Annotated in this window: 12 protein-coding genes; 7 read left to right on the plus strand and 5 right to left on the minus strand. The window is 35.1% G+C overall.

Annotated elements, in window-relative coordinates; translation table 11 throughout:
* Positions 1 to 126 precede the first annotated feature (126 nt).
* The 4 genes from ACJJVI_RS14135 to guaB are packed head-to-tail and all read right to left on the minus strand — an operon-like array spanning position 127 to position 3,799.
* Complete coding sequence (locus ACJJVI_RS14135; RefSeq protein WP_405352525.1) at positions 127 to 1,374, minus strand: CinA family nicotinamide mononucleotide deamidase-related protein; 1,248 nt, start codon at positions 1,372 to 1,374, stop codon at positions 127 to 129.
* Positions 1,375 to 1,710, minus strand: coding sequence for an Hpt domain-containing protein (locus tag ACJJVI_RS14140; RefSeq protein ID WP_036581508.1), 336 nt, complete (start codon positions 1,708 to 1,710; stop codon positions 1,375 to 1,377).
* Positions 1,707 to 2,321, minus strand: a complete 615-nt coding sequence (locus ACJJVI_RS14145) for a fumarylacetoacetate hydrolase family protein (RefSeq protein ID WP_036581511.1) — start codon at positions 2,319 to 2,321, stop codon at positions 1,707 to 1,709. Before ACJJVI_RS14145 ends, ACJJVI_RS14140 begins: the two co-directional genes overlap by 4 nt.
* Before the next feature lie 2 nt (positions 2,322 to 2,323).
* Positions 2,324 to 3,799, minus strand: a complete 1,476-nt coding sequence (guaB, locus tag ACJJVI_RS14150) for an IMP dehydrogenase (protein WP_036581514.1) — start codon at positions 3,797 to 3,799, stop codon at positions 2,324 to 2,326.
* 255 nt (positions 3,800 to 4,054) lie between these two features.
* Between guaB and ACJJVI_RS14155 the strand changes: the two genes are divergently transcribed.
* The 4 genes from ACJJVI_RS14155 to ACJJVI_RS14170 all read left to right on the plus strand — a co-directional run bounded on the left by ACJJVI_RS14155 (position 4,055) and on the right by ACJJVI_RS14170 (position 10,321).
* The gene (locus ACJJVI_RS14155; RefSeq protein WP_405352529.1) at positions 4,055 to 5,260 is read left to right on the plus strand and encodes a DUF4856 domain-containing protein; all 1,206 of its coding nucleotides are present in this window, start codon (positions 4,055 to 4,057) and stop codon (positions 5,258 to 5,260) included.
* A gap of 79 nt (positions 5,261 to 5,339) precedes the next feature.
* A complete protein-coding gene (locus ACJJVI_RS14160) occupies positions 5,340 to 6,461 on the plus strand; it encodes an imelysin family protein (protein WP_405352532.1) in 1,122 nt (373 codons plus the stop codon).
* Positions 6,462 to 6,528: 67 nt separating this feature from the next.
* Positions 6,529 to 7,911, plus strand: coding sequence for an HTTM domain-containing protein (locus tag ACJJVI_RS14165; RefSeq protein ID WP_405352535.1), 1,383 nt, complete (start codon positions 6,529 to 6,531; stop codon positions 7,909 to 7,911).
* On the plus strand, positions 7,892 to 10,321 hold the full coding sequence (locus tag ACJJVI_RS14170; protein WP_405352538.1) for a TonB-dependent receptor domain-containing protein: 2,430 nt from the start codon (positions 7,892 to 7,894) through the stop codon (positions 10,319 to 10,321). Before ACJJVI_RS14165 ends, ACJJVI_RS14170 begins: the two co-directional genes overlap by 20 nt.
* 202 nt (positions 10,322 to 10,523) lie before the next feature.
* Here ACJJVI_RS14170 and ACJJVI_RS14175 read toward each other — a convergent pair whose 3' ends face one another.
* Complete coding sequence (locus ACJJVI_RS14175; RefSeq protein ID WP_405352541.1) at positions 10,524 to 11,321, minus strand: class I SAM-dependent methyltransferase; 798 nt, start codon at positions 11,319 to 11,321, stop codon at positions 10,524 to 10,526.
* A gap of 82 nt (positions 11,322 to 11,403) precedes the next feature.
* Here ACJJVI_RS14175 and ACJJVI_RS14180 point away from each other — a divergent pair, with 82 nt between their 5' ends.
* The 3 genes from ACJJVI_RS14180 to ACJJVI_RS14190 are packed head-to-tail and all read left to right on the plus strand — an operon-like array spanning position 11,404 to position 13,523.
* A complete protein-coding gene (locus tag ACJJVI_RS14180; RefSeq protein ID WP_405352543.1) occupies positions 11,404 to 12,057 on the plus strand; it encodes a flavin reductase family protein in 654 nt (217 codons plus the stop codon).
* Positions 12,050 to 12,181, plus strand: coding sequence for a DUF2256 domain-containing protein (locus ACJJVI_RS14185; RefSeq protein ID WP_081866560.1), 132 nt, complete (start codon positions 12,050 to 12,052; stop codon positions 12,179 to 12,181). Before ACJJVI_RS14180 ends, ACJJVI_RS14185 begins: the two co-directional genes overlap by 8 nt.
* Before the next feature lie 13 nt (positions 12,182 to 12,194).
* Entirely contained in the window at positions 12,195 to 13,523 is a 1,329-nt protein-coding gene (locus ACJJVI_RS14190; RefSeq protein ID WP_405352546.1) for a DASH family cryptochrome, read from the plus strand.
* The last annotated feature ends 17 nt before the right edge of the window (positions 13,524 to 13,540 follow it).

Here is a 13,540-nt window from a genome sequence, read left to right on the forward strand (position 1 = left end):
AACGATTATTTATTCGTTCTCACAAGCCTAAATTGCACCCTTTTTTATAATTTTTTCTCAAACGCCTATTTTCCTACTATTCAAGCATTAAAATCAGCGTGTAATATTCTATTGTAACAGTAATTATTACTGAGCTATCAAATCTTTTTGCAATAATTCTAGTGATTTATTAATTGTTTTTTGAACCACTCTATCTCTATGATTACCCATCATAAACTGTAGCGCATATGTCTTTTCTGGTGTCGATATCCCTATAAAAACAGTTCCTACAGGAGCATCACTATCTCCTTGAGTAGGTCCTGCATTACCTGTAGTTGCAACGGCATAATCTGATTTAAACTTTAATCGTGCCTTATAAGCCATCTCATGAGCTACCTGCTCACTTACTACACTATATTTTTCAATAATTGCCGGATCCACACCTAGCATGTCAACTTTAGACTGGGTAGCATAAGTAACGGTGCTACCCATAAAAACTTTAGACGCTCCTGGAATTTCTGTAATAAGACTAGCTATTTTTCCTCCTGTACAACTCTCTGCAGTGGCGACCGTTTTGTTATTCTCTTTCAATAATTGAACCACAGCATGCACTATGCTTTCATCATTACTTTCACCTACAATGACATCTTCGATAATCGCATACAATTTCTGAATCTGATCATCTACCGTTTCAAGAATAAGATCTTTATCCATTCCACGAGAAGACAATCTTAAACGTACAGTTCCTAAACTAGGTAAATAAGCCAGTTTAATATGAGAAGGCAAATCATTTTCCCATTGCTCTATTCGAGTAGCTATTGTACTTTCTCCTTGACCTGCTGTAAGAATTGTACGATGATGTATAAATGGTAATTCACCTATATTAAGAATTTTAGGTATGACACCATCAGACATTAAGGCCTTCATTTCAAATGGTACACCTGGCATAGACACAAAAATAGTTCCTTCACTCTCAATCCACAATCCAGGTGCTGTCCCATACTGATTAGAGATTACCTGTGCTTTAGAAGGGACTAACGCTTGGTCTTTATTCATATCGACCATTGGTGCTTTTACAAATTTTTCAAAAAGCATAATCACGTGGTCTAAGACTTCTTGATCCAGTACGAGTTGATCATCAAAGAATTCACAAATCGTTTTCTTTGTAATATCATCTTTAGTTGGACCTAAACCACCTGTAACAAGCACAATATCTGATTCTTGTTTCGCTTTCGCGAAAGCGGAAAGGATATGTTCCCGATCATCACTAATAGAGATAATCTCATAAACGTTAACGCCTATCTTATTGAGTTCGCTTGCCATCCATGCAGAATTGGTATCTACAATTTGACCTATAAGGATTTCATCTCCTATAGTAATTATAGTTGCTTGCATTTAGAAATCTCTTTTAAGTTGAATTAAGGCCATATCCAATTCTTGGTTAACACGCATGAAATGTTCTTTAATCTCCATTTCATCATCTGATTTTCCCCATGCCTCAATTATCAATATGTCGGACAAGCACTCTAACCCAAACATATCAACACTGGGTTTCATTTTATGAGCGTACTCGTGAACACGTGCTCTATCGTCATCGATTATGGCGACCGCAAGATGCTCAAGATCTTTAGGTATTTCTGTAATAAACATCTCTACCATATCCTTAATAAAGTCTGCATCATTGTCTGAGAGCTCTATTAATTTTTGTAGATCGTATAGGTTTTGCTTCATTTTACTTTGATCTGGAACATTTCTTTACCAGCAAGAGTTCCTTTTAAAACATCATTCTCTTCTACTCTTGATACACCTGCTGGAGTTCCCGTAAATATAAGATCCCCTATTTTAAGTGTAAAGAATTGAGAGACGTGCTCTATGATTTCATCTATTTTCCAAAGCATATGACTGGTATCACCACTTTGCTGCAAGTTATCATTTTTAAACAATTCAAATGACAAGTTATTTAAATCACCTAATTCTTCTTTATTGATAAACTCTCTAGAAACTACACTTGCTCCATCAAAAGATTTTGCTTTCTCCCATGGCAATCCTTTTTCTTTACAACGTTGTTGCACATCTCTTGCTGTAAAATCAATTCCTAGGCCTATTTCATTATAATACTTGTGTGCAAATTTTTTATCGATATGCTTACCGATACGATTAATACGCACTACAACTTCTACCTCGTGATGGACATCATTTGAGAATGCAGGTATAAAAAACGGCTGTTTATGTAATAAAATAGAAGTGTCAGGCTTTAAAAAAACGACTGGCTCAGTAGGTCGCTCGTTTTGAAGCTCTGCAATATGTTCTGTATAATTGCGACCGATGCAAATAATTTTCATAATTATTTACGGCTATAATTAGGCGCTTCTTTAGTAATGGTCACATCATGTGGGTGACTTTCATTAACACCAGCTGCTGTAATTTTTACAAAACGGCCATTATTCTTGAGGGATTCAATATCACCAGCACCACAATAACCCATTCCGGCGCGTAATCCACCTATAAACTGAGTCATGCTTTCTACTAGATCTCCTTTATAAGGTACACGACCTACAATTCCCTCAGGAACTAGTTTTTTAATATCATCTTCTACATCTTGAAAATAACGATCTTTAGAACCGTGTTGCATCGCCTCAACAGATCCCATTCCACGATAAGATTTAAATTTACGACCATCATATATAATGGTTTCTCCCGGTGACTCTGTAGTACCAGCAAGCATAGAACCTAGCATTACACAGTCTGCTCCTGCCGCTATTGCCTTAGGTATATCACCCGTGTAACGTATTCCTCCATCTGCGATGACAGGCACTCCAGTACCTTTTAATGCATGAGACGCTTCCATTACAGCACTTAATTGAGGAAAACCAACACCAGCTACAACACGAGTTGTACATATTGAACCAGGACCAATTCCTACTTTTACAGCGTCTGCACCAGCATCTGCTAGATATTTTGCAGCTTCGGCAGTGGCAACATTTCCAACCACAACGTCCAGATCTGGATAAGCGGCCTTCACTTTTTTAAGAACATCAACAACACCTTTAGTATGACCATGTGCCGTATCGATTACTACAGCGTCTACACCAGCTTCCACTAATGCACCAGCTCTATCAACAGCATCACCTGTAACACCTATTGCAGCCGCTACTCGCAAACGACCATACTGATCCTTATTAGCGTTAGGTTTTAAAGTTAGCTTAGTGATATCTCTAAAGGTTATGAGTCCTACTAATTTATCTTGATCATCAACAACTAGTAATTTCTCTATTTTATATTCTTGCAAAATCGCTTCTGCATCATGTAAAGATGTCCCTGCTTTTGCTGTGATTAGATTCTCTGAAGTCATCACATCAGTAACTGAGCGACTATTATCTTTTTCAAATCGTAAATCTCTATTAGTTACGATACCTTTTATATAACCAGCATCATCCACTATAGGAATCCCACCTATACTGTGCTCACGCATACTAGCTTTTGCATCACCTATGGTAGCCTCAATAGTAAGAGTAACTGGATCGATGATCATACCACTTTCAGCTCGTTTTACACGTCTCACCTTCTGAGCTTGAGCTTCAATAGACATATTTTTATGCAAGATTCCTATTCCACCTTCTTGAGCCATAGCAATAGCCATGCGGCTTTCTGTAACGGTATCCATAGCAGCACTGATTACAGGTGCGTTAAGAGTAATATTTCTTGAAAATTTAGTCTTTATACTTACTTCTCGAGGCAGCACCTCACTGTAAGCAGGTACAAGTAGTACGTCATCATAGGTTAAACCTTCACCTAGAAATTTGGAATCATGGGAAATCATGCAATAGAATTTTATTGCATGCAAATATACATTATTTAATTGGTGAGTATTCATATGGATTAATACAATACTTAACTATTCAAACACTTACCAATTTAGAATCAATATGAATAATGAAAATCAATCCGAATATTATATAGTATCAGAAATATCAATAACGAATTTCCAACCTTATCTTTATTAAATCTAAATAAGGACTTAAATTTGCAGCCGAAATCAATTCAACTATTTATATCAAGTCTAAATAAAACCAAAATGACTCTAAAAAAAATATCTTTAATCGCCACTGCCGCTATAGCAACTTTCTTTACCACCTCATGTGATAATGATGATGATATAACCGTTAATAACGTTATAGCACCAGCAACATATTCTTTTAATAGAGGAACAGAAAGCACCGTTAGCTATTCTGGCCAGACTACTCGTATAGCAATGGCTGAAGAAATTAAGACCGCTTTTAAAGAAACATCTACTACCGAAACACAATTGACTAACATGTTTGCGCATGTAGCAGGAGCAAATGATTTTAGTGATGCAGCTTTAAATTCTTCTGACAAAAGTGTACGTAGTAAAGTAGCTGCTAGTGCAGACTATTTTTCTAGCAACGCAACAGATGCTGCTGCGATTAGAGCAGATTTTGATAATTATATATCATCTCAAGTAAATGATATTTTCCCAGCATGGAACAATACAGCTAGCGCTGGTGTACCAGGACAGATTCAACAAGCTGGTGGTGGAACTATTAGATATGTAAACGCAAAAGGTCTGGAGTATGACCAAGCGTTTGCTAAAGGGCTTTTAGGGGCTTTAATGACCGATCAAATTTTGAACAATTATTTAAGCACGTCTGTTCTTGATGAAAGTACTAATAGAGCAGATAATGATAACGAAGTATTAGTATCAGGTAAAAGTTATACCAACATGGAGCATAAATGGGATGAGGCTTTTGGCTATTTATACGGTGCAGAACCAGATGCTACAATGCCTATTCTAGATCAAGATAGTTTTTTAAGTGAATACATTGATCGTTTAGAAGGTGATGCAGATTTTGCTGGAATCGCAACTACAATTTATGATGCATTCAAATTAGGACGTGCAGCGATAGTTGAAAGAAACTACAGTGTTAGAGATGAACAAGCAGCAATTATAAGAGAGAACGTCTCTTTAATTCCAGCTGTAAGAGCGGTGTTTTATTTACAAAATGGTAAAGACAATTTAACAGCAGATCCAGCAAGAGCATTTCATGGATTATCTGAAGCTTATGGATTTATCTATAGCCTTCAATTTACACGTAATCCTGATACTGACGCACCATATTTTAGCAAAACTGAAGTAAACACCTATTTAAGTCAATTAATGACTGGTAATGGATTCTGGGATGTTACACCTACCACTTTAGATCAAATATCAGATGACATTGCGGCTAGATTTAATTTCACAACAGCACAAGCTAGCAATTAAATTATCATTTATTTAATGTAGTTAATAGGACATACTCTCGACTACAACGGTACATTTGCAAACTTTTAAAAAATTAATAATGAAAATCAAGCAATTAGCATTAGCACTGTTTTCTATCATACTGATCACCGCGTGTACAGAATCTAACGATGATTCTACTAGCGGATCATCTGATAACTTTGATAGAAAGGCTCTTTTAGAAAATGCAGCAGATAACATCATCATTCCTGCATTACAAGATTTGAATTCTGATTTAACAGCTTTAAAAGCGTCAAAAGAGACTTTTATAACAACACCTAATCAAACAAATCTTGATAACCTAAGAACTGACTGGTTAGCAGCTTATAAAACATGGCAGTACGTTGAGATGTTTAACATTGGTAAGGCTGAAGAAGTTTTATATAATTTCCAGATGAACATCTATCCTACTAACACGACAGATATCCAAAACAATATCGCGTCTGGATCTTATGACCTTACTAGTCCTAATAATAATGATGCCGTAGGTTTCCCTGCTTTAGATTACTTACTATATGGTCTAGGTAATGACGACAGTGCCATAATAGACTTTTATACTACTGACAGTAATGCGCTAGGTTACAAAAATTACCTCAGCGATGTGATAGACCAGATGGAAAATCTAACTACTACAGTATTAACAGACTGGACCAGTTCTTATAGAGATATTTTTATTAGCAGTACGGCAAACACAGCATCTAGCTCTGTAAATATGCTAGTGAACGATTTCATTTTTTATTATGAAAAGGGATTGCGTGCTAACAAAGTAGGCATACCTGCAGGAGTTTTTTCTACAACACCACTTGCAGATAAAGTGGAAGGATTATACAGTAAAGTTTACTCTAAAGAACTTGCCCTAACTGCTCTACAAGCAGTTCAAGACTTTTTTAACGGTAAAGCTTATAATAACTCAACAATTGGTATAAGTTATGCAAGTTATGTAACTCTTTTAAGGGATAATAGTGGATCTTCTGACCTAACAGCCTCTATAAACAGTCAGATAGAAGCCGCTAGAACTGAGCTTGATCAATTAGATAACAATCTGTATAATCAGGTGAACAATAATAATGTAGCTATGTTAATGACTTATGATGAGTTACAGCGCGTCACTGTTTTATTAAAAGTAGACATGTTGCAAACACTTAATATAAGCGTAGATTATGTTGATGCTGACGGTGATTAAACCATATCAATAAATTTTAAAAAAGGTTGTCCTCATATTAAAGTATGAGGCAACCTTTTTTTAGGTTATGAATAAAACGATACAATCATATCTAGATAAAAGCGCATCTGCTGCGCCATTAGCGGTTTTCCGCATTGGCTTTGGGTTGATGATGCTTTATAGCATCATTAGATTTGCTGCACATGGTTGGATCAATAGTCTTTATATAACACCTCAATTTCATTTCTCTTATTATGGATTTGATTGGGTAAAACCATTAGGGTCCTTCACTTATTTATTATTCACTATATGCGGTATAGCCGCATTTTTCATTGCCATAGGATTTAAGTATAGGTTGTCCATTATTCTATTTTTCTTAAGCTTTACTTATATAGAATTGATGGATAAAACCACCTATCTTAATCATTATTACTTCATCAGCCTACTTAGTTTTTTAATGATCTTTTTACCTGCAAATAGGCATTTCTCAATAGATCATCCTAAAGCAACTGATCTCATCTTAAAGACACCAACAATCCCGCAATGGAGTATCGACAGCATTAAATTGCTATTAAGTATCGTGTACTTCTATGCTGGATTAGCAAAAATTAATAGCGACTGGCTTTTAAAAGCCATGCCTTTAAAAATATGGTTGCCTTCTAAATATGATTTACCTTTTCTAGGCAACCTTATGCAACAAGAATGGGTACATTATGCATTCAGTTGGACTGGTATGCTCTATGATTTGCTCATTCCTTTTTTATTACTTTATAAAAAAACGCGGCTTTGGGCATTTATAGCTGTGGTTATATTCCATGTATTAACTCGTGTATTATTCCCGATAGGAATGTTTCCTTTTATAATGATTGTAAGTGCATTGGTGTTTTTTGACAGTTCACTACATGAAAAAATTATTGCTTATTTAAGAAGATTTTTAAGTCCTTTAAGCACTTTATTAGGTCCGCTTTCGCGAAAGCGTACCAACAACAAACCATTTGTAATTAAATATCAGAAAGTTATAATACCAGTACTAGTGATATTTTTCACAATTCAATTAGTATTACCATGGCGATACCTCGCGTATCCTGGAGAATTGTTCTGGACTGAGGAAGGCTATAGATTCTCGTGGCGTGTGATGTTGATGGAAAAAATGGGAAACACACAGTTTAAAATTGTTGACGGATCTGGACAGTCATTTTATGTTCAAAATGATGATTTTCTAACGTCGTTTCAAGAGAAGCAAATGAGCTTTCAACCTGACTTTATTTTAGAATACGCACACTTTTTAGGAGACCATTATAGCTCCCAAGGATATAAGGATGTAAAAGTTTATGTAGACTGTTATGCCGCGTTGAATGGTAGAACCAGTCGCAGACTAGTAGACCCCAAAGCAAACTTATATCAAATTAAAGATTCATTCCAGCATAAAGACTGGCTATTACCATTAGAAGATGAAATTAAAGGATTATAGTATTTTAATACTATTGATATTGACATGGTCTATATCATATGCGCAGTCATATCAAATATCAGGCACCGTTTCTGATAATATTACTGGTACTGCCATTGAAAACGTTGCTATTTATGATAAAAATGCTGGACAACTAGCCATTACAGATATAAATGGGAAATATCGATTTGAAACTACTCAAAAAGAATTAACGCTTATATGGTTCAGTTATGAATATGTTGTTCTAGAAGAATCTCTTACTATCAACAATGACCTTATTAAAAATGTACAATTACAACAATTAGGTGAAGAGTTAACAGCCATTGAATTAACAGTGCGCAAAGAAAAACTATTTCAACTAGAGCGTTTAAAAGATGTTGAAGGCACTTCTATTTATGCCGGTAAGAAAACTGAAGTGGTTCTTATTGAAAACTCTACCGCAAATCTAGCTGCAAATAATGCACGTCAAATTTTTAATCAAGTTGCTGGTCTTAATATCTATCAAAATGATGATGCTGGATTGCAATTAAACATCGGCGGACGTGGACTAGATCCTAATAGAACTGCAAATTTTAACACTAGACAAAATAGGTATGATATAAGCGCAGATGTGTTGGGTTATCCCGAAAGTTACTATGCTCCACCGGCAGAAGGTCTACAGAGTATTCAAGTAATACGTGGTGCAGCATCATTACAATATGGTACTCAATTCGGTGGCTTAGTGAATTTTGTTATGAAAGAACCTAATCAATCTAAACCTCTAGAGCTTATTACAAGAAACACTATAGGTTCTAATGGATTGTACACTAATTTCACAAGTCTAAGTGGTACTAGCGGTAAATGGAGTTATTATACTTTTTTTAATTATAAAAAAGGTGATGGCTTTAGACCTAATTCTCAATTTGAATCTAAGAATATTTATGCTCATGTAGGATATCAATTTAATGATCAGACTAAGGTCACAGGAGAAATCACTTACCTAAACTACCTAGCCCAACAAGCTGGTGGGCTTAATGATCGACAATTTGAGGAGAATCCTTTTCAAAGTAATCGAGAACGTAACTGGTTTGAAGTAGATTGGTTTTTATACAATCTTAATTTCTCTCATGATTTTACTGAAGACACAAAATTCACTTTTAACGCCTTTGGATTACAAGCACAGCGTAATGCACTAGGCTTTAGAACTAATCGTGTCGATCAAATTGATCCTGGTACAGAAAGAGATTTAATAAAAGGAGATTTTAATAATTATGGTGCCGAGGCGAGATTCTTAAGCACCTACAATCTTGCTGGAAAGAAAAATATTTTCTTAATCGGTTCTAAGTTTTATAAAGCAAACAACACAAGTACTCAAGGTCCTGGAAGTGATGGTAGCGATGCAGACTTTGACTTTCGATTTGATGAATATCCTAATTACTCAAATCAAAACGACTTTGTATATCCTAATTTAAATATCTCGCTATTCGGTGAGAACATCTTTTATGTAAACGATAAAATTTCATTTACTCCTGGTTTTAGACTAGAATATATCAAAACAGAAAGTGAAGGTTTTACTAGAGAAATAAGAACTGACGCTGCTGGTAATGTTATTTTTAACGAAGTAATTGATGAAAGTAGATCTAATGAAAGAACCTTTGCCTTACTAGGTTTAGGAACTAGTTATAAAGCAAATGATGCGATAGAATTATACGGTAATATCTCACAAAATTATAGGTCTGTAACATTTACCGATATAAGCACTATTAATCCTGCTTTTGAAATTGATCCCAACATTGACGACGAGAAAGGTTTTACTGCAGACATAGGTGCTCGTGGTAATTTTAACGATTTCATATCTTATGACGCTAGTGCATTTGCATTATTTTATAATGACCGAATAGGTTTTACACAAGTCGTTGCAGATGATGGTCGTGTAAAAAGTCAACGAGGTAATGTAGGAGACGCTGTTATCTATGGACTAGAAAGTCTAGTAGATCTTAATCTACAAAAGCTACTCATTAAAAACCGAGCTTATAAATTCAATCTATTTTTCAACACTTCTTTAGTAAGTTCTGAATACACAAATTCTGATGCCAACGGTATTGAAGGAAATAAAGTAGAGTTTATACCAGAATTAAATTTTAAAACAGGTTTTCAATTAGGATATAAAAACTTCATGTCTAGTATCCAATACTCATATCTATCTCAACAATTCACAGATGCTACAAACGCTACTGATGGGAATCTTAGTGGTGTAATAGGCGCTATACCAGCTTATGATGTTTTAGACTTTTCGGCCTCATATAAATACAACAGGTTTAAATTAGAAGCTGGAATTAATAACGTGCTAGACAACTCCTATTTTACAAGAAGAGCAACTGGTTATCCAGGACCTGGAATTATCACCTCTCCTAATCGTAATTATTACATAACTCTAGAGATTAAGATTTGAGAAAACAATCTTTAATATTATTATATTCTTAATACCTGCTATCCCAAATTACATATATTAGAATATTCTTACTAATAGTTAGGATATTTTCATTTTATTCTATTGTATCTAGAAAACTATTTTACTAAATTGCTAACGTTTTGTAAAGTTAATTCAAAATGCTTTCCCCTAAAATGCCCTAATTCATAAGTAGGGCATTTTTTTATGCCTTTACAGCACTAATTTCAAATAGCATCGGATATAATCCACCTTCTAAATAATACAACCCATCATCCCTCAATTTCATATTAGGAAACACATCGTATGGGCTACCATCATGCTCTGCCAGTAAGTTTACAGAGAGACCAGCATCAATAAGTGACTGTACGACTTCACTAAGACTGTGGTTCCAACCATACTCTTTACTAACCATTTTAGATTTATTATTTGCATAGGTGCCTTCATACTCATCATATATAGCTTCTTCTCTAGCATAGTGGTATTTCATAACTGGTGGTGTCACATTATAATCATACATCCATGCGATAGGATGAAAATCAACAATATAAAAAACACCGTTATCATTTAATCGCTCACTGATCATCTGTGCCCATGGCTTTAAATCTGGCAACCAGCCTATCGTACCATAACTAGTAAAAATGATATCAAACTTTTCTTTAATATAATCTGAGGTTTCAAGCACATTGCAGCACACAAATTGTGCAGGTACATCTAGCTCTTTACTTAATTTACGAGCTAGTTTTATAGCTTCATCACTTATATCTACTCCAGTTACCACAGCACCTTTATGTGCCCAACTTAAGGAGTCCTGACCAAAATGACATTGTAAATGCAGTAACTTTTTGTCTTTTACATTGCCTAGTGCGTTTAACTCGTAGGAGTTAAGTGAATTTTTCGCTTTCGCGAAAGCGTCCTTATCATAGAACTCACTCTCAAAATGTATAGCTGTTTTTTGATTCCAAGTGTTCTTATTTATTTCAAATGCTTCCTGTAAATCCATATCGCAATTTAGCAAAGTTTAAACATTTGAAAATGACGCTCATGAATAATTTGTTTTAACTTTGAGGTAAAATATTAAACAAATGAAGCATATTGATGCTATTGCTATTAAAACTATGGACCGTTTTTATCGCGGCAACCTTATTAATAGTGTTACCGGATTTAAGAGCGCAAACTTACTTGCCACTCGTTCCATAGATGAAATAGACAACGTAGCCATGTTTAGTAGTGTCACCCATTTAGGAAGTAATCCAGCCATGTTTAGTTTTGTACAACGACCACTAGGACATGGAGTCGGGCATACCTATGAGAACTTAAAAGCTACTGGTAAAATCACATTAAACCATGTGAATATGAACTTAGTAGATAGAGCACATCAATCAAGCGCAAAATATGCTGAACATATTTCAGAATTTGATGAGTTAGATATAGAATTACTTCGTCGTGATAATTTCAAAGTACCATTTGTAAATGAAGCGACCATACAAGTCGCGGCAGAATATGTAAACGAATATCCAATTAAGGAGAATAACTGTATTCTAGTCATTTGTAAAATCACTGACATTTTTATAAAAGCAGATATTTTACACAAAGACGGATGGGTAGACATAAGTAAAGCAGGTAGCGTTGCTATAAATGGTTTAGACGGTTATGCCATCGCCAAAACAAAGAAGCGATTGTCTTATGCGCAAGTTGATAAAGAGTTAGAAGAACTTTCAATTGACAATGATGCGTAATCAACACAACTTACCTACTAAAATATGTCCGGTATGCAATCGAGAATTTACCTGGCGTAAGAAATGGGAAAAGAATTGGGAAACTGTAAAGTATTGTAGTAAAAAGTGTAGCGCAAATAAATAGCATTAATTGATATATGAATAATCTCGTCTGGTTTAGAAATGATTTAAGAGTAACTGATAATCATAGCCTTAAAAAAGCATGCGATAATGACGGTAAAGTAATAGGTGTATATTGTTTTGACCCTATTTTTTATCAGAATAGTAATTTTGGTCTTGATATCGATATAGAATTACCTTTCGGTAAAACGGGAAAATTTAGAGCACAATTTATTATAGAAGCTATAGAAGATTTACGCAAACAATTAGATAAACACGGCATTCCTTTATTAGTCTATCATGATTCCCCAGTAAATGTATTTCCAGACATCATTAAGGAATACGACATCACAAATATCTATCTACAAAAAGAATGGACACGCGATGAAGTTGAGCAAGAAAAGCTATTGGGCACTGCACTCAAGCTGCTAGAAGTAAAACCTAAAGGACATCGGACTTATGATCAGTTCCTTTATCATCCAGATGACGTTCCCTACTCCAACTTTCAAGAAATCCCAACCGTTTTTACGCAATTCCGTAAAAAATGTGAGAAAGAATCTCACGTAAGAACACTAGTTGATATAAAAGATTATCAGCAAGAATTGCCCAGCATTGTGATGACTACTATTCCACAACTTGAAGATTTAGGCTTAGAAAGTTTTGAAAAGGACCATCGTAGCGCTTTCCCATGGAAAGGTGGCGCAACTGCAGCATGGGAAAGACTCAACCATTATTTCTGGGATACGGGCAAACTTCAATATTATAAAAAAACTAGAAACGGTTTAGTAGGTATAGACTACAGTAGCAAGTTAAGCACATGGTTGTCCATAGGATGCATAAGCGCTCGAGAAATCTATTGGGAAGTCCAACGATTTGAAAAAGAAGTGAAAAAAAATCAAGATACCTATTGGCTAATTTTTGAGCTTATATGGCGTGACTTCTTTAAATATGTTTCACTAAAAAATGGGAACGACATCTTCAAATTAGGTGGTATCCTACAAAAAGAATATGAGTGGAAAAGCAGTGAACGTGAATTATCAAAATGGATCAATGGTGAAACACATGAACGCTTTGTAAATGCAAACATGAAAGAACTAGCTACCACTGGATGGATGAGTAATCGTGGTAGACAGAACGTTGCCAGTTACTGGTCGATGCATAAAGAACAAGACTGGCGCATAGGCGCTGCATATTTTGAACATATTTTAATCGACTATGACGTGCATTCTAATTATGGCAACTGGATGTATAATAGCGGTGTAGGTAATGACCCTAGAAATAGAACCTTTAATATAGAATTACAAGCAAGTAGATATGATAGTGATGGTACATATCAAAGAATGTGGTTACAAGAGGAATTGTTTTAAATCTCACTTATAATAGT

This window comes from Nonlabens sp. Asnod3-H03, from assembly GCF_045063665.1.
Classification (GTDB): domain Bacteria; phylum Bacteroidota; class Bacteroidia; order Flavobacteriales; family Flavobacteriaceae; genus Nonlabens; species Nonlabens ulvanivorans.

Bases quoted from the DNA above. Each gene is read 5' to 3' on its own strand.
- ACJJVI_RS14135 (WP_405352525.1), bottom strand. From the start codon at position 1,374: ATGCAAGCAACTATAATTACTATAGGAGATGAAATCCTTATAGGTCAA.
- ACJJVI_RS14140 (WP_036581508.1), bottom strand. From the start codon at position 1,710: ATGAAGCAAAACCTATACGATCTACAAAAATTAATAGAGCTCTCAGAC.
- ACJJVI_RS14145 (WP_036581511.1), bottom strand. From the start codon at position 2,321: ATGAAAATTATTTGCATCGGTCGCAATTATACAGAACATATTGCAGAG.
- guaB (WP_036581514.1), bottom strand. From the start codon at position 3,799: ATGATTTCCCATGATTCCAAATTTCTAGGTGAAGGTTTAACCTATGAT.
- ACJJVI_RS14155 (WP_405352529.1), top strand. From the start codon at position 4,055: ATGACTCTAAAAAAAATATCTTTAATCGCCACTGCCGCTATAGCAACT.
- ACJJVI_RS14160 (WP_405352532.1), top strand. From the start codon at position 5,340: ATGAAAATCAAGCAATTAGCATTAGCACTGTTTTCTATCATACTGATC.
- ACJJVI_RS14165 (WP_405352535.1), top strand. From the start codon at position 6,529: ATGAATAAAACGATACAATCATATCTAGATAAAAGCGCATCTGCTGCG.
- ACJJVI_RS14170 (WP_405352538.1), top strand. From the start codon at position 7,892: ATGAAATTAAAGGATTATAGTATTTTAATACTATTGATATTGACATGG.
- ACJJVI_RS14175 (WP_405352541.1), bottom strand. From the start codon at position 11,321: ATGGATTTACAGGAAGCATTTGAAATAAATAAGAACACTTGGAATCAA.
- ACJJVI_RS14180 (WP_405352543.1), top strand. From the start codon at position 11,404: ATGAAGCATATTGATGCTATTGCTATTAAAACTATGGACCGTTTTTAT.
- ACJJVI_RS14185 (WP_081866560.1), top strand. From the start codon at position 12,050: ATGCGTAATCAACACAACTTACCTACTAAAATATGTCCGGTATGCAAT.
- ACJJVI_RS14190 (WP_405352546.1), top strand. From the start codon at position 12,195: ATGAATAATCTCGTCTGGTTTAGAAATGATTTAAGAGTAACTGATAAT.